Below are 20,680 nucleotides of genomic sequence, written 5' to 3' on the forward strand. Positions count from 1 at the left end.
ACGTCTTTTTTTATAATCCTTTGATTTTGATTTCATCAACTGGAAGGAAGATTTCACCTGTATCTGTGTATTTCATGGTGACCTGATCGCCTTCTTTTAAATAAATGACGAGAGGTTCTTTTTCAGATGACATGGTGTAGCTTTTTCCATCGTCTAGCAGGAAGGTGACGGTTGTATAATCACCGGTCTTTTCTTTATAGACTCGTTTGACTTTTCCTGTAGCTTCTTTCTTTTCCTGCTTAGATGAACTGTTGACGGTGCCGCCGCCTTTTTGAAGAGCTGTCTTATAGGCTCTCAATGCTTCGTTTGGTGTTGAAGCGTACGCAGCGATTTCAGGATTGGCTGCAGAAACGATAAAGTAGTTTTGCAGGAATCCATTTGAATCGAGAACCGGTGTGAGCCAGCTGGCTTCTCCATAGAAATTATAGAGAATGGGCATGCGCCCTTTCCATTTCTTCTCGATGAATCGTTTTTCAATAATTTGCAGAGCGCCTTGAGAATCCATGTAGGACTCTTCAAGATTACCGGTATAATAAGTCGCTTTTCCTGTCCGGGCATTTGTCAGGGCATACCCAAGCATCGAATCAACGCCCTCTTTCGGACTTGTGAAATCTGTGAAGTAATACATATCTCCTTTTGAATCAAACACTGGACTTACATTGGCTTCTGTTCCTTCATCTGAAGGCAGCTTCACATCTGATTTTCCAAACATACTGTTCCAGAACCCGTGAATATAGTTTCCGAAATAACTGTTTTGCAGACTGACCGCTTCTGGTGAAACAGCGCCATCAATAAAAGCAGGTACTTGATCTAGAGCATATTTCTTCGTTGCACCTGTTTTGGCATCAACAACGACTACGCCTGAAGCTTTAAAGCCGTTTCGGGCAGAGATAAAATCGCCATACGTGCGAATGTAATAAGGCTTACCATCATCATTGATTTCCAGCTGGGTGTCGCCGTAGAAAATCAAATCAGGGTACTGAAGCCGGATATGCCGCTCAATTTCTTTGTTGAAATAAGAGGAAGGCGTATAAACCATCTCTGTTTTTACAAACTTTGGATTAGCAGATGAGTCGGTCGCACTTAATGTAAAGTAACCCGGCGTACTGCCCGAACGAATCCATTTAAAGAAGTCCGAGAATTCCACTGGGGCGATGTACACATACTCACCGTTGACCTTCTGGATTTGCAGGCTGCCAAGCTCATAGTAGCTTGTGTTCGGAACCTGTCCAAACGATTTCTTCATTTTGTTCCGAGCGAATTGAGGCGGTACACTTGCAGGTGTTTCCGTCTCATCAAACGCTTTGATTTCCACTTTTTGTTCCATTTTGGAGACATCAAATTTCTCATTCGCATTGAATAGAAAAGCTGTCGCCATATAAACACCGAGCAGTAATAGAATAAGAAACAGCACGCCTTTGATCTTACGCTCCAATCCAACTGACAAAAAGGCGCCTGCTGCTGTCACAACAAGTCCAATCAACCATAGGGATGAAGGGTTACGATCTAAATTGGTGATGTAATAGAAAACAAAAATACCGACCATGAACAGCAAAGCAAGGCCTGCAATCCACATAAGCGGAACCTGCTGTTCTGTTCCTTTCTTTCTAACGAACAATCTGAGCGGTGTGAGCAAAAGGGTCAAAATCAAACCAATCACAACCGAAAATAACAAAATATATCCCACAAACAGATCTCCTTTCAAATCAATCACTCTTTTAGTATATACGAGTGAGACGGGGAAAAGATTCATAAGAATCATACAGATAAGGTTTATAAAAAAATGAGTTTAAAAGACAATTATATATCGGAAGTTTAGGTGAAGTTTTCCTTGCGCTACATGATTAGATTATAGTGAATATTTTGTTATGTCATTCAAATATATCATTTTCCTTTTCTAATTATTTTTACTTTAATTGTATCGTTATTCTCACCGTCTGTAACATTCCATATTAATCGAGAGGCTTCTTCAAATGACAAAAGTGTACAAATTGGTTATAAAGAAGCCGATGCAGTATGGGGTCTTGTCATCCGTACTATTTTTGTAGACTAAAAAAGTTACAGTAAATAATAAAAAATTGTTATCGGAGTTAAAACAGATTGAAGGAGGGACTTGGAAAAAAGTATATAAAGATGGATATAAAGACGGAAAAAAGGTTTCCATACATTATTTTCAAAGTAAATCTGGTTTGGTGTATGATGTGAAAAGGTTGGAGTGTGAAATGATTTATGAATAAAATTGAACTCAAATATTCTTCACATGAAGATTTAGATAGGATTATTGTTATAAATATCATTGGTATAATCATATCGCTAAAAGAAGGTTTAATCACTATAGAAGAAGCGGAAAAGCTCATGTTCAGTCCACGAACAATCGATGTTTTAAAAAAGAAAGGGATAAATGAAGAACTGATAAATATACTTCATTTGGGAACAGAACTTGAAGATGTAGAAAGTTTAATACCACATGAATTAAGTGATAGTTTAGAAGAAATAAGGGTAAAATGCTTAAGATTTTTGGAAAGAAATATAGAAAATGAAGTTGAAAATAATGTGGTAGATTGTTGAGCTAAAAGTGTATATTATAAAATTTTGAGTAAATCTTTTTTGATTTATTGATCAAAACGATGAATTCATAAAAAGAGAAGTCTGTGCAAACAGGCTTCTTTTTTATAAGATGGGAACATGAGGAAATGTATGCGTTCACATCAATAAGGGAGGAGTGAAGTCATTTGGCTTCTGTTAGTTTAAGTAGTATTGAAAAAATACGAGCAGCAAGCAGGGGATTGCCGCCAAAGCTGAAAGGAATTGCAGAACATATTACGAGTGAGCCCCGCGACATCATCCATTTGTCTATTGTAGAACTTGCGAAAAAGACAGCGAGCTCAGAGGCAACGATTTTTCGTCTTTGTAAAAGGCTTGGATTTGAGGGCTTTCAAGATTTGAAGATTGCTATTGCCCAGGAAATAGACCAAACAAAGCCTAATTATGTAGATGAAGAAATGAGTCTTGATGATGATACAGCGATTTTTATGCAAAAGGTTTTTCAGGCGAATATATCCGCTTTAAAGGATAGCTTTCAATTGTTGAATCCAGAGGATGTAGAAAAGGCCATACAAATCATACATGAAGCGAAACGCTTAGAGTTTTATGGGAGTGGTGGGTCTGGACTCATTGCAACAGACGCTTTTCATAAATTTATGAGGACAGGCATCAACTGTATTGTTCACACCGATTCTCATTTCCAGGCGATGTCTGCCGGTCTTCTCGACCAGCACAGTACAGTGATCGGTATATCTCATTCTGGCCGTAATAAAGATTTACTCGATGCGATGAAAACAGCAAAGGAAAAAGGAGCGAAAACCATCGGTATTACAAGCTATCAGCGCTCTCCATTGAGCCAGCTTACCGATGTCACGTTGTATACTTCGACACAGGAAACGGCTTTTCGAACAGAAGCGATGTCTGCAAGACTTGCTCAGCTCACTGTCATTGACGTACTATACTTTGCACTTGCTCACTTAAGACAGCAGGAAACTTTAACCAATTTAAAACAAATGAGAGAAACCATTTCACAAAAAAGGGTGTAATGGTTTCAAAAATAAATTTTTCTATTAGTGAAAAAGGCCGTTGTGGTAACGATTTTGAGCTTTTAAGTGAAAATAATTTTCTTTTTAGTCGTTGAATGTCGAAAAAATTATTCCTATAATGGGATTTAACAGGTATATCAAAACAATAAAATATGATTTCAAATCAATGATTGGGCGTGATACAGATGAAGGGAAACCAGGCGGTAATTGGTTTGGATATTGGAACAACAAGTACAAAGGCGGTTCTGTTTGGACCACAGGGGAAAGTGATAGCAAAGCATTCGGTTCCTTATGATCTCATTCAGCCCCAGCCAGCATGGGTTGAACAGGACCCTGAACTTATATTAGAAGCCGTCATTGCAAGTGTAAGAGGTGCGTTGACGAAAGCAGCATTTGATGCAAAACATCTCATAGGCGTCGGGATTAGTACAGCGATGCATTCCTTGATTGTGATGAATAAGGATGGCAAGGCGTTAACGAACAGTATCATTTGGGCAGATAACAGAAGTGCAGAACAAGCGAAGCGAATCACTTCAGACATGGACGGCTTCCAAGTGTATAAAAGAACCGGCACGCCGATCCATCCAATGTCACCGCTTTCAAAAATACGTTGGATCAAGGAAATGACACCTGATCTCTTCAAGAAGGCAGCGAAATTTATTTCTATCAAAGAATATATTCTTTATCATTTCTTCGGTCAGTATGTCGTCGATTATTCAATCGCTTCAGCAACAGGTCTGTTCCATTTGGAAACGCTTCAATGGGATGAACAGGCGCTTCGTATTGCTGGAATTGAAGCCAGTCAACTGTCTGAACTTGTCCCAACGACGTATCAGCTGAGAGGACTTCAGCCTGAGATTGCACTGCGCATGGGCATTAAAGAAGATACACCATTTGTGATTGGTGCGAATGATGGCGTTCTAGCGAATTTAGGTGTTGGCGCGATTGGAAAAGGAGAGGTGGCTGTTACGATTGGGACAAGCGGTGCGGTCCGTACGGTTGTAGACAAACCAATCACAGATGAGCAATCAAGAACGTTCTGCTATGCGCTAACAGATAAACATTGGGTTGTGGGAGGACCGACCAATAATGGCGGGATCATGCTGAGATGGCTGAAGGATGAATTTGGATCTTCAGAGGTGGAGGTAGCAAAGCGCCTTGGTGTGGACCCTTACGATTTAATGATGGATATTGCAGAAAAGATTCCAGCAGGCTCAGAGGGACTGCTGTTTCTGCCATTTTTATCGGGTGAGCGTGCACCTTATTGGAATCCAAATGCGAGAGGCACCTTCTTTGGGATCGGTCTCCAGCATAAGCGGGAGCATTTTATTAGAGCTGTGTTAGAAGGCGTCATTATGAGTGTTTTCTCGATCGGTGTTGCTTTAAGAGATTTAACCGGTTCTGCAAAGGATGTCAGAGCTTCGGGCGGATTTGCACGATCTCCGCTGTGGCGGCAAATTTTAGCGGATACGATGGGCAGAGAAGTACTTGTTCCAGAAAGTTATGAAGCGTCAGCACTTGGGGCAGCTGTCCTTGCACTTTATAGTTTAGGTCAAATGGAAGAGATAGAAGAGGTTCAAGAGTGGATTCGAATCTCTGCTCGTCATGAACCTAATATGAAGAACAATGAAACTTACATAGAGCTGTTTTATTTATATGAGCGTCTCTACGACAAACTGAAGGATGAATTTGATGTCATTAGTGCGCTGCAATTAAAACAAAATCGTTAAACATCAGGGAAAAGGTGGGAGAACATGCTTTTATTCATCGTGATTGCGGCGATTGTCCTTTTACTCATTCTCATTACAGTCGCTAAGCTGAATCCATTTGTGAGTTTAATTATTACTTCGATGCTAGTGGGCTTTGCTGCTGGGATGGATTTGCAGGAAATCATTCAATCGATTAAAACGGGATTAGGCAATACGTTATCATTGCTGGCCATTGTTCTAGCGCTTGGTACAATGCTTGGGAAAATGATGGCTGAATCAGGGGGAGCAGAGCGGATAGCTCAAACTTTAATCGGCCGGTTTGGGACGAAAAATGTGCATTGGGCAATGATGTTTGTTGCCTTTATCGTGGGGATACCTGTCTTTTTCCAGGTCGGTTTCGTTCTTCTCATTCCTTTACTTTTTACAATTGCCATTGAAACAGGCATCTCGCTCGTGACAATTGGGCTCTCGTTAATTGCTGGCTTGTCTGTCGTGCATGGACTAGTGCCGCCTCATCCAGCGGCAATGGCAGCCGTTGGCATCTATCATGCCAACGTGGGGAAAACCATTTTCTTTTCTATAATTGTCGGATTGCCAACAGCGATTATTGCTGGACCGCTGTATGGTAAGTGGATTGGAAAACGGATACATAAACCAGTTCCGGAGATGCTGAGGAAGCAATTCACGGAACGAAATGAAGATCGAAGGCTCCCCGGCTTTGCGAATACGATGTTTACCATATTGGTGCCGGTGATTCTGATGCTTCTTGCCACATTGGCGGACATTATCTTACCAGAGGACAATATGTGGTTCCAGGTATTCAAGTACATCGGGGATCCAATTACAGCACTGCTGATTGCAACGGTGTATTCTTTCTTCAGTCTTGGCTTTATGCAAGGAATGAGCCGTGACCGAGTGCTTTCATTTAGCAACGAGTGCTTAGGACCCATCGCTTCCATTTTGCTTGTCATTGGAGCAGGCGGGGCTTTCAATAATGTGCTCATTGATTCGGGCGTTGGTGATTATATTGCAGATGTAGCCAAACACTCGCCGATTTCACCGATTTTGCTAAGCTGGCTAATTGCTGCGGTGATTCGTGTAGCAACAGGATCTGCGACGGTCTCTATGATGACGGCAGCAGGTATTGTAGCCCCAATTGCTGCAACTATGCCGGATGTAAGCAGTGAGCTGCTTGTGTTAGCAACAGGAGCGGGTTCGTTAATTTTATCTCACGTCAATGACTCTGGTTTTTGGCTGATCAAGGAGTATTTTGGTATGACCATTAAAGAGACGTTTTTGACATGGACGGCTATGGAGACGATCATTTCCGTTAGTGCCATTGCATTTATTATGATCATTAATATGTTTATATAGCGAACAACAGCCTGGTTCTTTGGAATTGGGCTGTTTTTGCTTGTTGTGATACCACTTTCTTCAGATTGGGGTAAAATAATGATATTGAGATGTGGGAGGCGGACACGATCGAACCATTAAAACATGTGTACCATGAATTATTTATTCAAGAATTAGCGGAGAAACTTACGCAGGCTTCAACTGTATTTGATGCTGAGCAATTCCAGCGGCTCGTGCTTCAAGAGGATTGGCAGCAGCTTGAGTTAAAAGGAAGGATGAGAAGAGTCACTGAATCGATGCATGCCTGTCTGCCTGAGGATTATAAGCAGGCAATTGAGGTACTGCGTCAGGCAGCCCCGCATTTTTCAGGGCTTAGTGCGCTCGTATTTCCAGACTATGTCGAGACATATGGCCTTGCACATTGGGATCTCTCGATCAAGGCGCTCGAATTCTTCACGCCTTTTTCCACTTCTGAATTTGCCGTTCGGCCATTTCTGATTCAAGATCAAGACAAAATGCTGCCGCAAATGCTCGTATGGTCTCAGGATCAAAATGAGCATATACGGAGGCTTGCTAGTGAAGGCTGCAGACCGCGTCTGCCATGGGGCTTATCTGTTCCTTCGCTTAAAAAAAATCCTTCGGTCACACTGCCGATTTTGGAAAATTTGAAGTCTGACTCGGCGCGGTATGTGCAAAAAAGTGTGGCGAACCATCTAAATGATATCTCAGCAATTCAGCCTGATCTGATGAAGCAGACAGTTCAAAACTGGTATGGAACTAACAAACATACGAACTGGATTGTCAAACATGCATCCCGTACTTTACTCAAAAAAGGAGATCCAGATATCATGGCTTTGTTTGGCTATGGAGACGATCCATCCGTTCAGGTAACGGATTTGAAGATAGTGCAAGACCCTATTCGGATCGGTGAGAAAATGACTTTTCATTTTACACTTCAGGCCGATAAGCCGCTAAAGCTGCGTGTAGAGTATGCCATAGACTACGTCAAAGCTCGGGGGACCCGCAATCAGAAGGTATTTAAAATTACAGAGTTTGAAAAAGGCTCAGCGTTACATAGAGAATTCGTCAGGTCACAGTCTTTTCAAAATATGACGACGAGAAAACATTATGAGGGAACCCATACTTTATCGATTATCATCAACGGTATCCCAAAAGCGTCGGTTGATTTTAAAGTGACAGAAGCCAGCAGCTCATGAAAAAAACCCGCCTCAATGGCGGGTTTTAGCGTTTAAGCCTTCTTTTTCATTAAGAATGAAGCAATGATGGCTGCGACTAAGAAACCGATGCTGATAATCGAGCTAGGCAAGTTTTCTGGTCTGAATAGAAACATCACAAAACTCACACTTAGTACAAGACCTGCAAATAAAGTCAAATACGGAAACAGCCACACCTTAAAATACGGCTCCTGTGGATATTTCGGGCGAAGTTTCAAATGTGCCATGCAAATGCTAATCCAAATGAGTGAAACAGCAAAACCAGGAATAGCCAGCATATAGCTGAAAATTTGCTCTGGATATAAGTAAGCAAAGAATGTTCCGATGAGAAGAAACAGAACGGTCACCCATAAACTCAAAATGGGTACGCCTCTTTTATTGACCTGTGCCAGCTTTTTCGGACCGCCATCTGATTTAGAGAGAGAATGCATCATTCTCGTCGTTCCATAAATGCCAGAATTGGCCGCAGATAAAACGGCTGTAATTAATACAAAATTAATGAAGTGAGAGGCGCCTTGCATACCGGCTGCTGAAAAGACTTGAACAAATGGGCTGTTATTTGGATCAATTTGATTCCAAGGAATGAGTCCGCAGATGATCAAAATCGGCAAAGTGTAAAATAAGATAATACGCCACATCATACTTTTAACAACACCAGGCAAGACCTTCTCGGCATCCTTTGTTTCTGTAATGGTCAGCCCGATCAATTCAGAGCCCCCGTAAGAGAAGATAACGACTAATAAAGATGCAAAGATCGCACCCCATCCGTTCGGGACGAAGTTTTGATAGTTGGTGAGTGCAGGTGTGCTTTGTTCGTTCGGAATGATCCCAAATAATAGGGCTGCACCAAGAATAATAAACACAATAATAACGAAAATCTTCATTCCAGCGAACCAAAACTCAATTTCACCAAAGTATTTTACATTATTTAAGTTAATTCCGATGACTAAGAGTGAGCAGAGTAAACATAGTGACCATAGCGGCACGTTCGGCATCCAGTATTGAAGCAAGCTGCCTGCCGCGATAATCTCAATGACACACACAGTGAGCCACATGAAACAGTAAACCCAGCCGACGACAAATGAAAAACGTTGACCAAGCGCAATCTGTATCAGGTCGCGAAGGTTATTTCCCGGATAGACAATCGCCATTTCAGCTAAGGCTGCCATCACGATGAGCAATAATAATCCGGCAAATACATAGGAAAAGATGACCCCTGGACCTGCTAAACCGATTGTATCGGCACTTCCTTTAAAAATTCCTGTACCAATGACCCCGCCCAATGCAATCATGCGAATGTGACGCGGTGATAAAAGCTTTTTTAATTCTTGTTGTTCCTGATTCGCGCTCATGACGTTCTCCTTTTTTAAAAATGCTTATGTTCCATTTTCTTTTTTCGGGACGTCAGTGTCAATATAAAAAAAGAGATTTTTCAGACAAAAAAGGCGGTTGTTTCTTTCAAATGAGCCGTTTTTTTCCATAAATCCTTTCCATCATCCATCACCAAAATCTGAAACTTCGTGAAAAAATGAACATTTGCCTTCATTATGACATAAACAATTTTCAGTTTTTGTCGATATATCTTTTGTAATACTAAAGTCCTAATAAAGAATTGTTTATAACTGTAAAATATTTCAAAAATGTATGAAGAAGTGAAAGGAGTTATGAAAGATGTTTATGAGAAAAGCGAATGATTCATCGTCGGGAACCCTTTTAAATGAAAGTAGTCAATTAGTAGAACGAATTGAGAAGGGAGACCTTTCAGCAAGAATAGATACTGCTGCATTCTCTTCAAGTCAAACGATTGAAGCAGTAGCCCAAATAAATGAAGCTTTGCACAAGATGCAGGAAGTAAATGAAGATATTCAAATGCGGATGAATTTAGTGACAAAAGCCATTCAAGTTGGTTTATGGGATATGATCGTTGTCGCTGGAGATCCGGTCAATCCAAAAAATGAGTTCACATGGACGGATGATTTCCGCAAAATGATCGGCTTTCAAAATGAGCACGATTTTCCAAATGTTTTAGACAGCTGGGCATCTCGAATCCATCCGGATGAACAAGAATATACCTTAAATGCATTCTCTTCGCATTTATTGGATCATTCGGGACGTACACCATATGATATCGAATATCGCTTGAAGTTGAAAAACGGAGATTATCGCTGGTTCAAAGCAACTGGCACGACCATTCGTGATCGAAATGGTGTCCCTCTTCGTGTAGCGGGAGCTCTTTTCGATATTCATGATCAGAAATTGAAAGAAGAAGAGCTGCAAGCATTCGTGACGAGATATGACTTGATCAACCGTGCGCTTGTGGAAGCTCCTTGGGACATGGTCGTAGAGGCCGGCGATCCAGTCAATCCGAATAACGAGTTCTGGTGGTCCCCGCAGTTCAGAAAAACGCTTGGTTTTACGGATGAAAAGGATTTCCCGAACGTGTTAAGCAGCTGGAGCGATCGCCTGCATCCTGAGGATCAAGAAAAGGCTCTCCAAGCTTTTGCAGATCATTTAAATGATCACTCTGGACGCACACCATTTGACATTGATTACAGATTGCAGAGCAAAAATGGCGAGTATCGCTGGTATCATGCAGGTGGTGAAACCATTCGTGATGAAAAAGGTGTTCCTCTTCGTGTGGCTGGAACCATTCGTGACATCACGTTAGAGAAGAACAAAGAGAAAACAGCGAATGAAATGGCTTCACAAGTAGAACAGCTTTCAAGTTCGATCAGCGAGATGGTATCAGGCATCAGCTCTGTGACAAACCAAGCGCAAGAGCTTGCTGTCGCACAAGAGCAGTCAACATCTGCTGCCAATCTAGCAAAAAATAGTGCAGATGAGACGAAAAATATTTCTGACTTGATCAAAGAAGTAGCGAACCAAACGAACCTGCTTGGTTTAAATGCTGCGATCGAGGCAGCGAGAGCTGGTGAGCAAGGAAGAGGATTCTCAGTCGTTGCAGATGAAGTGCGTAAGCTGGCGCTTCATAGTGCCAATGCAACGGAGAATATCGAATCTAGTTTAACGGAAATGAAAACGCAAATTGATGAAATTCTTGAAAATATTTCGAACATGACAGCTCTTACGCAAACACAGGCTGCTTTAACAGAGCAAGTAAATGCTTCAGTCGATGAAGTGAACCACATGTCTCAGCGCCTTGTGGCCTATTCAAAGAGTATTTAATCATCAAAAACCGCCCTCTCGCATAGAAGGCGGTTTTTTTGATTAAAATTGATCTGCTGGGAAAACAATACCTGCATCTTTTCTTGCAGCTTCAAGGACTTTCATTACGGAGAGACTTTCATCAAGCCATGCATAGCACTGTTCATAATTTTTTGTTTCAATGATGTGCTGAAAAGCTTCTGTTTCATAAAACAGACGGTTTGAATTTGTTTGTGCATTGAGTGAGGTCACCTGATCATTCACATGAAGTAACACTTCCTCGCAGCCATTCGCCCCATTTTTCACATGAATGAAGCCTTTTTCTCCTTGAATCAATGCAAAATTCATGCTGCTTGTATCCTTACTGCCGACACTTGTCGCAATGAAATCATTGTAGGTGAAAGTCAAAACACCAGATGTATCGATGCCATTTGGGTGACGGTTTGCCTGGTAGCGGACCTGTTCTGGTGATCCGAAGAGGTTCATGATGAAATGGACATTATAGATATTAATATCCATCAACGCTCCTCCGGAGAATTCAGGGTTAAAGACATTTGGCGTTTCGCCGGCTAGCAGCTGATTATATTTGCTTGAATATTGACTATAGTTGCATTGAACCAGTTTGATTTTACCTAATTGATGAAGATGCTTTTTAATCAAATGATAGTTTGGCATATGAACGGTCGTAATGGCTTCAAATAAGAGAAGCTGCTTTTCCTTTGCGAGTGCGATTAAGGCTTCCAGCTCTTTGACATTAGAGGTGAAAGGCTTTTCGCAAATCACATGTTTTCCGTGTTCCAATGCAGCTGCGGCATGCTCGCTATGTAAACGATTCGGTGATGCAATATAAACGGCTTCAATGTTCGGATCTTGTAGCATAGCCGTTAAGTCCGTATAAGTTGTTTTCACACCAAATTGGTCTGCGAGCTTCTTTGCCGTTGCTTCCTTTCTTGAATAGACGGCATGACAAGAAGCGCCTTCAAGCTGTTCAATCGCTTGCAAGAAGCTTTCCACAATCACACCTGTTCCAATGGTTGCAATGTTCATTCTACTCAAAACCCCTTCCACTCGTTTGATATCCAGTAAAGCTGTCTCTAGTATAACTGATGTTTGAATTACACGTGCATTTGAGGCCTGGGCGGAGAGGGGTGCCAGTGGCAAACACCGGCACATTTTTGGCAGCCCTTACAATTAGCTGATGTCCGCTAATGTTTGTTTTGTTAACAATTGAATGGCAGCCTTCCTCTTTTTTAACTCTTGAATGGAGTGTTGAATATCCTCAACTTTTTGTTCGAGCAGCTGTTCAGCTTCTGTTTTTGATTGTTTTTCAAATAGTGATTTGATAATTTCGCGAATTTCTTTGAGTGAGAAATCTAGCTTTCTTGCTTCTGTGATAAAGGAAAGCATGAGTACATATTTTTTATCATATAAACGATAGCCGTTATGTGCTCTCTTTGGTTCGGGGAGCACACCCTCATTTTCGTAAAAACGAATGGTTTCAATATGCACACCAGACAGTTTTGACAATTTACCTCTAGTAAACGTAATCATTCCCTGCACCTCCTTTCTTTGCTATCCATCATACAATTAGATTTGCTAGTTTCAAAATGTTCAGTCGTGAACATTTGTTTTCATTTTCCCATTGGAAAAGGGCACAAACTCTGTTTAAAGCAGGATGAATAGAATACGATATAATAGAGTAGGCAGATGACAATTTTGTTACAGGTGAGAACAAGTAGACAGCGTGATGAAAAAACGATAGGCTAAAATAGGTAAATAGTAATGATATAGCCTGTCATCATATAGATGATGGCTCAAAATAGTGACAGCACGTTTTTTGCTGAGAAAAGGGGACCAGTGAATGTATAAATTAGTTGCAATTGATATGGATGGTACGTTATTAAATGATCAACATATGGTGACAGCTGAGGTGTTTGAGGCCATTCAACAGGCGAAGGCAGAGGGAGTTAAGATTGTATTATGTACAGGACGACCTATTGGTGGAGTGAATCGCTATCTAGATGATCTTCAGCTCAATCAAGAAGGAGACTATGTGATTGCCTACAATGGGGCGCTTGTCCAAAACAGTCATACAAATGAAGTGGTGTCAGAACTGACATTATCCTATGATGATTTGACTTCTTTATATGAGCTGAGCCGTGAGCTCGTTACACCGATGCATTATTTCGATTCCGCTCATTTGTACACACCGAATCGTGATATTAGTGAATACACAGTACTTGAATCTTATTTAACAAAGCTGCCGCTTAAATATTTACCTGTTGAAGAGGCAGATCCTTCAATGAGACTTCCGAAGATGATGTATATTGATCAGCCAGAACGGTTGGAAAAGACGATACAAGCCATTCCATCTGAAGTAAAAGACAAGTACATGATGGTGAAAAGCACAGATTTCTTCCTTGAAATACTGCATCCTGAAGTCAGCAAAGGAAACGCCGTGAAGCTTCTAGCGAAAGAGCTGGGAATTGCTCGTGAAGAGGTCATGGCCATTGGTGACAATGGGAACGACGTATCGATGCTGGAATTTGCGGGCTGCGGCGTTGCCATGGGAAATGCCATTGATGATGTCAAAGCAGTAGCGGATGTTGTGACAAAATCCAATAATGAAGCCGGAGTAGCACATGTCCTGCATGAGTTAGTTTTAGGAAAATAAACAAAAAAGCGGTCTACCAGTGAGGTAGCCGCTTTTTTATATGTGAGAGAAAAAGTAAACAAGCATCCGTCTGCTGCTCAAATTTGTCTTTTGCAGCATCGCCTTCACATGATCATGGACGGTATGGGTTGAAATAAATAAGGTACTGGCGATTTCCTTTGTAGACTGTCCCTTTAATAAGCAGTCGAGGACGTTCATCTCTCTTTCTGTCAGCCGGTACGTTTTTGCCGCATAAGGAAGAATATCATTTGTTTGGGCTCTCTTGATGTGAATCATGACAGCCTCTTCCTGCCCGGCTGCCTGCGCTAATCGAAATGCTTGAAGAGAGAGGAACAGCCCCGTAGGCATTCTCGTCATGCTTGCCGCTGTTTGGTCGATACCTCCGTATAAAAGTTTAGCCCCTAATGCTCTGAACGGGCGCGGCATGGTCGCCTTGTCATGGATTTGTTCAAAGGCTTGAAATGTATGAAGCCAATGAAGCCCTGTCTCATTTCCATAAAGAAGATTGTAATCGTGTGAGAGAATGAGGAAACCTTGCTGCTTCGCTGCGTCATCCTCTTCAGTATCTCTTTTCTTGAAAAGTTCATCTCTTAGCTTGGCTGCGAGTCTGGGCGTTTGTTCGATGACCGCTCGGATATCTTGTTCTTGAAAAGGTTCCTTGTCCTTTAGACGATATAGGCTGGCAATACCCCAGCATTCTCCTTGAATCACAAGGGCTGCCCGCAATTCATCAGACCATCCTTTAGGCAACAAAATGTCTCTGTAGCGATCACTGTTGAGATATTCCCCGCTTTGGACTAAGCTCGCAGCATGAATAGGGCCTTTGGCTAGATACTCATGTAGATGCACGTCCTTTTTTAAGAATTCATTTTGAAACAGCTGGTCATGAATTTCTTCAATCGGTTCATCTGTGAAGGAACCCGTCGAGAGGAGAGTGGCTGGATCAATGGTCGTGATACAGGCGGCATCAAAATCAAGGACGGCAGCAAGCTCGTCCCGAATGTGTTGTCTCAGCTGCTGAAAATGAGTGGCTGGATTGGTCACATGATCTCCTCCTCAAAAATCCCCACTTTTAGGGATCGTGTTTTTTGATGTCTCTTTTTACAATAAAGATGTCATACCGTTAGTGTACAGGAAACGATGTAAAGCGGAAAGGAACTGGAGGAGAAGGACATGAAAGGAAACCAGCATTGGCACGATCCCGTAGCTGAATCATACGCAGCCACGATTGCTCATAAAGTACCCGGCTATCAGCTATTGCATGAGTTGACAATAGACGTATTAGAAACTGAAGTAAAGGGAGCGGCTTCTCGCATTTTGACTGTTGGAGCGGGCGGGGGCGAAGAGATCATCAACATGCTTCAAAGAAAAGAAGACTGGCTCATCACAGGAATCGATCCGTCACCTTCTATGCTGGATATGGCGAAACAGCGAGTTGGACAGCTTCAGATGGAGGCGCGTGTTACATGGCATGAGACCGTATTAGATAAGGTTTCTGCTGAACCTGTTTACGATGCAGCGATGAGTTTGCTTGTGATTCATTTTATAGAAAAGCGCCAGCCCTTTTTAGAGGAGATTGCCCGCAGGCTTCAACCAGATGCACCGCTTGTGTTGGCATTTATACAGGGAGAGATGAAGTCCCATACATTTCAACAGGAGCTTTTCATGCTTTCTCTTTTCATGCAGCGGCAGGGTCTAGAAAAAGAAGTGTTTACATCCTTTAAAAACAGGCTGGGACACGCGACACACCCTGTTCCTGAGGAAGAGATAAGAGAGCATTTAATCAAAGCGGGATTTGAAGACATCAGACCTTATTTTCAGGCAGGAATGATCAAAGGGCTTGTTTGCAAGCGAGGTCGAAGAGAGGCGGATGAGAAATGAGATCACAGGTGATGGTGATTGGCGGCTATGGACATGTTGGACAGCAAATATGTCTACAGTTAAGCGAAGTGTATCCGGGACAAATTGTTGCGGCAGGCAGAAGCTATGAGAAGGCAGAGAAATTTTCACGCCAGTCAAAAGGGAAAGTTCGTCCTTATCAACTAGATGTCAGTGAGCCGCTATATTCGGACTGGATGGATAAAACAAAGCTGGTGATCATGTGTCTTGATCAAGAAGATCCGTCATTTGCTGAAGCAGTTCTGCGGTCAGGCATTGATTATATAGATATCTCCGCAAAGGGAACGTACATGGAACAGGTGGCAAAGCTGGATCAGCGGCACATCGGTGCAACGGCTTTGCTCAGTGTCGGGCTTGCGCCTGGCCTTACGAATTTATTGGCAGCGAAAGCAGCATCTATGCTCTCATCAGTGAATCAAATAGATATAGGGATTATGCTTGGGTTGGGTGATCAGCATGGAAAAGCCGCTATTGAGTGGACGCTTGATCATGTCCATACTGACTATGTGCTTACTAAGCATCATCAGCGTAAAAGAGTCAAAAGCTTTACTGGAGGTAAACGGATAGACTTTGGTGGAAGTCTTGGAAAGCGGCATGCCTATCAGTTCCCCTTCTCAGATCAGCAGACATTGCCTTCAACGCTTCACGTGCCTTCTGTGACGACAAGGCTTTGTTTTGATTCCCGCGCGGCGACGCGTGCATTTGCCTTCACAAGGAGTCTCGGAATGACGTCCCTTCTCACTGTGCCGAAAATCAAGAAACGAGCCATTTCCATGATTCAATCTGCTCAAATGGGAACAGATCAATATGCAGTGAAAGTGGAGGCTACAGGAATGGATGGGAACAAGATTCATCAAGCAGCGCTTGGAATAAAAGGACGCGATGAGTCTCAAGCAACAGCTCAAGTCGCCTCTGCTGCGGCATTGCATTTATTGAGCAGGCGGTTTCAGACAGGTGTTTTTCATATCGAAGAAGTATTTTCTCTAGCGTATGAGAACGGTGATTTTGCTTTGGTGGATCAAACAACGAAGGAAAAGCGGGTGTTAGCGGTTAGAGCCAGCCTTTTGACGGTATAAAAGAAGACTAGCAGGATGCTAGTCTTTTTATGATGAAGATGACACATCTCCTTTTTTCTTGATGCTCGCTGTAATGAGCTGTGTCAATGTGTCAGAGCCTTTTGTTGAAAGGTGAACACCATCCGGCTGAAAATAAGAGGGCTGTCCGGTAGCGGCTGAATGCCAATCGACCAGGGCCACATTGGAATATTGATCGGCCACTCGCTGAATGACTGCATTCACATCATTTTCCCAAGACCTTGGGACTCTCGTGTTCACAAGGAAAATGTGCGCCTTTGAAAATTGCTGAATGAATGCTGTCAATGTGCCCTCAGTAAAATAGCCATTCGTGCCAAGCTCAATAATAACAGCGGCATCAGATTGATTAAATGAAGCATATTGAGGAGCGATGCTGACGGCTTCGTTCATTTGTCTGCCAACCTTTGCATCGATGGTGATTTGTGCATATGCTTTTTCAAGATTCGGCGCAATGTCCAGCATGACGGAATCACCAATAGCAAGAATTTGGTGAAACTGTTTCTGATCTGCTGCTTTCTTCTCGTGTTTTTCTTTCTTTTTCTTAGCTTTTGGTTCCGCAGAGTCTCCTGCTTTTTTCGGTGCCGTCTTAATTTGTGTCACTTCCTTGGCATGTGGGGACGTATGGGACGAACTGGACATGCCAATGGTAAATAAGATCAAAAGAGCTGCTGCGATTCCAAGGAACACTTTATGAGACGTAGACCATTGTTTGAATCCCTTTTTCCAAATAGACCAAGAGGCAAAATATTGTCTGAAGCCAAGCCGGCGAATCGGCTGTTCGATGAAGCGGTAAGAGGCCTCTGCAATGAGTAAAATGGCCATGATCTGCAATGCGACACGCCCCATAGAAGGCTGTCCAATTTCAATGACAGGGGTGGTCAGCACGATGATGGGATAATGCCACAGATAAATACCATAAGAACGCTTTCCGAGCCAGACGAGCGGCTGATAGGAGAGCCATTTTCCCAAAAGACTTGCAGGGTGGCAGATGCACGCAATTAAAATCGCTGCATTTAGACAGAATAAAAGCATGCCTCCCTGATAGAGAAAGCCGTCAAATTCGTCCACTGCATAAACACACAAAAGAAAAACCGCAAACGAACCAAAACCAGCGATATGTAAAATACGTCTGCCAACAGGAAGTAACTTTTTGCTGGACAGTCTTTGCATGGGCCATACAAATGCCAGGCTGCACCCAATCAGGAGCGCAAATGCACGAGTATCTGTTCCGTAATAAACTCTGCTTGGATCCGTATCTGGTGAATAAAGAATCGCCATCCATAAGGCGGAGACAAGTGCAAGGCCAAAGGTGATCATTGGCAGATGGGATCTATTTTTCACCCATTTTAGCCCTGCAATCAATAGAATCGGCCAAATGATATAAAATTGCTCTTCTATCGCCAAAGACCACAAATTTTTCAGTGGAGATACAGCGTTGAAGCTATCAAAATAAGACAGCTGATGGAAGATGTACCACCAGTTACTGACATAAAAAAAGGACGATAAGGCATCGCCACGAATGGACAATAGTGCATTCGAACCCGCAATCGCACACCAGCTGACGGTTAAAAAAATCATCACGTAAGCAGCTGGAAGAAGCCTTCTGATCCGGCCCATCCAAAATGGTAAAAGCTCTTGATAGCCCAGATCCTGCTTATGTAACAAGATCGTCGTAATCAAGTATCCAGAAATCACAAAAAACAAATCAACGCCAAGAAACCCGCCGCTTGCAGGTCCGATATGTAAGTGATAAGCAATGACTGCCAATACAGCAACAGCCCTCAGCCCATCTAATCCTAATATATAACGTAAACGATTTTCCTTGCTGTTCATGAAAATGAATCCCCCATTTATGTCAAAACGCTTCTTTTTTGTTGTCATTCCAAAAGAACAACGATTCTTTTATTTTATATAAGATTAGACGGATCAGCATCACATTTTGTTGGCGAATTTCTGTCTTTTTTTAAAATTTTTATATAAAGAAAGAATTGATGGCCTGGAAGGCTGCCTTATTTTTATACTCAAAACCAAAATCCCTGTCATAATAAAAGAAGAAGGAAAGGGGATGTGTGGAATGAGAACGATTGAAAATGATCAGTTATTGATTCAGGTCAATGAGAGAGGTGCTGAGGTCAGAGAGGTGCTTCACAAGGAAAGTGGACGTCACTATATGTGGTCTGGCGATCCTGCTTATTGGGGCAGGGTGTCGCCAGTCTTATTTCCAATTGTCGGACGATTAAAGAATGACCAATACAAGATAGGTGATCAAACCTATGAGCTTGCGCAGCATGGATTCTTGCGGGATGTTGATTTTGATTTATATGAAGAAACGAAACATACGGTGACCTTTCAATATGAATCAAAAGGCCGCCACATCGAGCAGTATCCTTATGAATTTACCGCCCGTATTCGATACGAGCTGTCGGAAAATGGTCTGACGATTTCCTGGGAAATTGATCATGACGGAGATGACACGATGTATTTCTCCATTGGAGGGCACCCCGCATTTCATGTCCCGCTTGTTGAAGGTGAGCGCACAGCAGATTACTACCTGACATTGACCCCTTCCACTGAGTATCTTCCTGTCCAATATGAACTAAAAAATTCACTTGTCAGGGAGAAAGAAAAAGGCATTCAACTTGAACCGATTCAGCTTCGACCAGAGCTTTTTCAGCATGATGCGATGATCTATAGTCATATCAATCGAGTGTCATTGATTTCTCAGGCAGGTCACGGGGTTGAGGTTGATCTCACTGGTTTTCCGTTTGTTGGTATTTGGTCACCTTATAATAAAGAAAAAGGCACAATGGCTCCATTTGTATGTATTGAGCCTTGGTACGGTATTGCCGATGTTGAAGGGGCGAATGGGCAGTACAAGGAAAAGTTCGGTATTCAAACTTTAGAGAAGAATGAAACCTTCCAAGCCGCCTATACGATTTTCTTCAAATGAACATTTGTGCATGATAAGATGAACATTTTGTTATGATAGAAGAAAAAAGGAGGCGTACGAATGGATCGGGAGAAACAACAACTGAGTATTGAAGCGGCAAGGCTTTATTATTTATCGGATTACAGCCAGCAGGAAATTGCCAAACAACTCGACCTGTCGAGACCAACTGTGTCTCGGCTGCTTCAATATGCGAAGGAGAAGGGGTACGTCCAGATAACGGTAATGGACCCATTTGAAGACTTAAATGAGCTATCTTCATTGCTCAAGGAAAAATATGACCTGCTCGAAGCTCATGTGGTGTTTTCGCCCAAAGATGATTATCCAACGATTACCGAATACTTGAGCCAATTTGGTGCCGAGTACTTGCAAGACACAGTGAAAGACGGTGATATCGTTGGTGTGAGCTGGGGAACCACCATGTATCAAATTGCCCAAAAGATGCAACCTAAACAGGTCAAAGGTGTGGAGGTTGTCCAGCTGAAGGGTGGGATCAGCCACTCCCATGTGAATACATATTCTGCGGAAACCATCCAGCTGTTTGCTGAGGCCTTTCAAACAGCACCGCGCTATTTGCCGCTTCCTGTCGTATTTGACAGTGCTGCCGTCAAGGAGATGGTTGAGCAGGACAGACATATTCAGCGCATCATTGAAATGGGGAAACAGGCGAATATTGCTGTGTTTACTGTTGGAACGGTAAGAGATGAAGCACTTTTGTTTAGACTTGGTTATTTCCGTGAAGAAGAAAAAGCGCTGCTCAAAGCATCCAGCGTCGGAGACATCTGTTCGCGCTTTTATGATCAGGAAGGGCGCATTTGCAGTGAAGCGATTAACAACCGCACTATTGGTGTGGAGCTTGATGATTTAAGGACAAAAGAACGCTCCATTCTTGTCGCTGGCGGACATCGCAAGGTTGCATCTATCCACGGGGCACTAAGAGGAAAATATGCGAACGTATTGATTATTGATCAGCATACAGCAAAGGCTCTTTTAAATGTCACAAAATAGATGAAC

General features: G+C 42.5%; 17 protein-coding genes. 11 read left to right on the forward strand and 6 right to left on the reverse strand.

All coding sequences use genetic code 11. The annotated features are described in order from the left end of the window. Window positions 1-10 precede the first annotated feature (10 nt). The gene (locus C6348_RS10185) at window positions 11-1,687 is read right to left on the reverse strand and encodes a hypothetical protein (RefSeq protein WP_106042905.1); all 1,677 of its coding nucleotides are present in this window, start codon (window positions 1,685-1,687) and stop codon (window positions 11-13) included. Between the two features lie 542 nt (window positions 1,688-2,229). Here C6348_RS10185 and C6348_RS10190 point away from each other — a divergent pair. From C6348_RS10190 to C6348_RS10210, 5 genes are all read left to right on the forward strand, one after another. After that, window positions 2,230-2,568 (forward strand): DUF3969 family protein, encoded by a 339-nt coding sequence (locus C6348_RS10190; protein ID WP_106042907.1) that lies wholly within the window; start codon window positions 2,230-2,232, stop codon window positions 2,566-2,568. Between the two features lie 164 nt (window positions 2,569-2,732). Next, window positions 2,733-3,590, forward strand: coding sequence for a MurR/RpiR family transcriptional regulator (locus C6348_RS10195; protein ID WP_106042909.1), 858 nt, complete (start codon window positions 2,733-2,735; stop codon window positions 3,588-3,590). Between the two features lie 185 nt (window positions 3,591-3,775). Further along, window positions 3,776-5,320 (forward strand): gluconokinase, encoded by a 1,545-nt coding sequence (gene gntK / locus C6348_RS10200; RefSeq protein ID WP_106042911.1) that lies wholly within the window; start codon window positions 3,776-3,778, stop codon window positions 5,318-5,320. 24 nt (window positions 5,321-5,344) lie between these two features. Next, window positions 5,345-6,673, forward strand: coding sequence for a GntP family permease (locus C6348_RS10205; protein ID WP_106042913.1), 1,329 nt, complete (start codon window positions 5,345-5,347; stop codon window positions 6,671-6,673). 89 nt (window positions 6,674-6,762) lie between these two features. Then, window positions 6,763-7,869, forward strand: coding sequence for a DNA alkylation repair protein (locus tag C6348_RS10210; RefSeq protein WP_106042914.1), 1,107 nt, complete (start codon window positions 6,763-6,765; stop codon window positions 7,867-7,869). 32 nt (window positions 7,870-7,901) lie between these two features. Here C6348_RS10210 and C6348_RS10215 read toward each other — a convergent pair whose 3' ends face one another. After that, complete coding sequence (locus tag C6348_RS10215; protein ID WP_034660513.1) at window positions 7,902-9,239, reverse strand: amino acid permease; 1,338 nt, start codon at window positions 9,237-9,239, stop codon at window positions 7,902-7,904. Window positions 9,240-9,558: 319 nt separating this feature from the next. Here C6348_RS10215 and C6348_RS10220 point away from each other — a divergent pair, with 319 nt between their 5' ends. After that, window positions 9,559-11,073 (forward strand): methyl-accepting chemotaxis protein, encoded by a 1,515-nt coding sequence (locus tag C6348_RS10220; protein ID WP_106042916.1) that lies wholly within the window; start codon window positions 9,559-9,561, stop codon window positions 11,071-11,073. Window positions 11,074-11,115: 42 nt separating this feature from the next. Here the strand turns inward: C6348_RS10220 and C6348_RS10225 are convergent, their stop codons facing one another. Both C6348_RS10225 and C6348_RS10230 read right to left on the reverse strand, forming a co-directional pair. Next, window positions 11,116-12,099, reverse strand: coding sequence for a Gfo/Idh/MocA family protein (locus C6348_RS10225; RefSeq protein ID WP_106042918.1), 984 nt, complete (start codon window positions 12,097-12,099; stop codon window positions 11,116-11,118). A gap of 144 nt (window positions 12,100-12,243) precedes the next feature. Then, entirely contained in the window at window positions 12,244-12,603 is a 360-nt protein-coding gene (locus C6348_RS10230; RefSeq protein ID WP_034660511.1) for a MerR family transcriptional regulator, read from the reverse strand. Between the two features lie 310 nt (window positions 12,604-12,913). Here C6348_RS10230 and yidA point away from each other — a divergent pair, with 310 nt between their 5' ends. Beyond that, window positions 12,914-13,726 carry a sugar-phosphatase gene (gene yidA, locus C6348_RS10235; RefSeq protein WP_106042920.1) on the forward strand — a complete coding sequence of 271 codons (813 nt, stop codon included), beginning with the start codon at window positions 12,914-12,916 and terminating at the stop codon, window positions 13,724-13,726. A 36-nt stretch (window positions 13,727-13,762) separates the two neighbouring features. Here the strand turns inward: yidA and C6348_RS10240 are convergent, their stop codons facing one another. Continuing rightward, window positions 13,763-14,770: a helix-turn-helix transcriptional regulator gene (locus C6348_RS10240; RefSeq protein WP_106042922.1), complete on the reverse strand. Its 1,008-nt coding sequence runs from the start codon at window positions 14,768-14,770 to the stop codon at window positions 13,763-13,765. Between the two features lie 129 nt (window positions 14,771-14,899). On the opposite strand from C6348_RS10240, the gene C6348_RS10245 reads away from it, so the two are divergent. Together C6348_RS10245 and C6348_RS10250 are read left to right on the forward strand one after the other, a co-directional pair. After that, complete coding sequence (locus C6348_RS10245) at window positions 14,900-15,607, forward strand: class I SAM-dependent methyltransferase (RefSeq protein WP_034660508.1); 708 nt, start codon at window positions 14,900-14,902, stop codon at window positions 15,605-15,607. Beyond that, window positions 15,604-16,701, forward strand: a complete 1,098-nt coding sequence (locus C6348_RS10250) for a saccharopine dehydrogenase family protein (RefSeq protein WP_106042924.1) — start codon at window positions 15,604-15,606, stop codon at window positions 16,699-16,701. Before C6348_RS10245 ends, C6348_RS10250 begins: the two co-directional genes overlap by 4 nt. Before the next feature lie 27 nt (window positions 16,702-16,728). On the opposite strand, the gene C6348_RS10255 is transcribed toward C6348_RS10250, so the two are convergent. Then, window positions 16,729-18,552: an acyltransferase family protein gene (locus C6348_RS10255; protein ID WP_106042926.1), complete on the reverse strand. Its 1,824-nt coding sequence runs from the start codon at window positions 18,550-18,552 to the stop codon at window positions 16,729-16,731. Window positions 18,553-18,793: 241 nt separating this feature from the next. On the opposite strand from C6348_RS10255, the gene C6348_RS10260 reads away from it, so the two are divergent. After that, window positions 18,794-19,669, forward strand: coding sequence for an aldose 1-epimerase family protein (locus C6348_RS10260; protein ID WP_060597616.1), 876 nt, complete (start codon window positions 18,794-18,796; stop codon window positions 19,667-19,669). Between the two features lie 60 nt (window positions 19,670-19,729). Next, window positions 19,730-20,674 (forward strand): DNA-binding transcriptional repressor DeoR, encoded by a 945-nt coding sequence (deoR, locus tag C6348_RS10265; RefSeq protein WP_034660503.1) that lies wholly within the window; start codon window positions 19,730-19,732, stop codon window positions 20,672-20,674. Window positions 20,675-20,680: the final 6 nt, after the last annotated feature.

The organism is Bacillus sp. YBWC18 (genome assembly GCF_002998775.1).
Taxonomy (GTDB): Bacteria; Bacillota; Bacilli; order Bacillales; family Bacillaceae; genus Bacillus.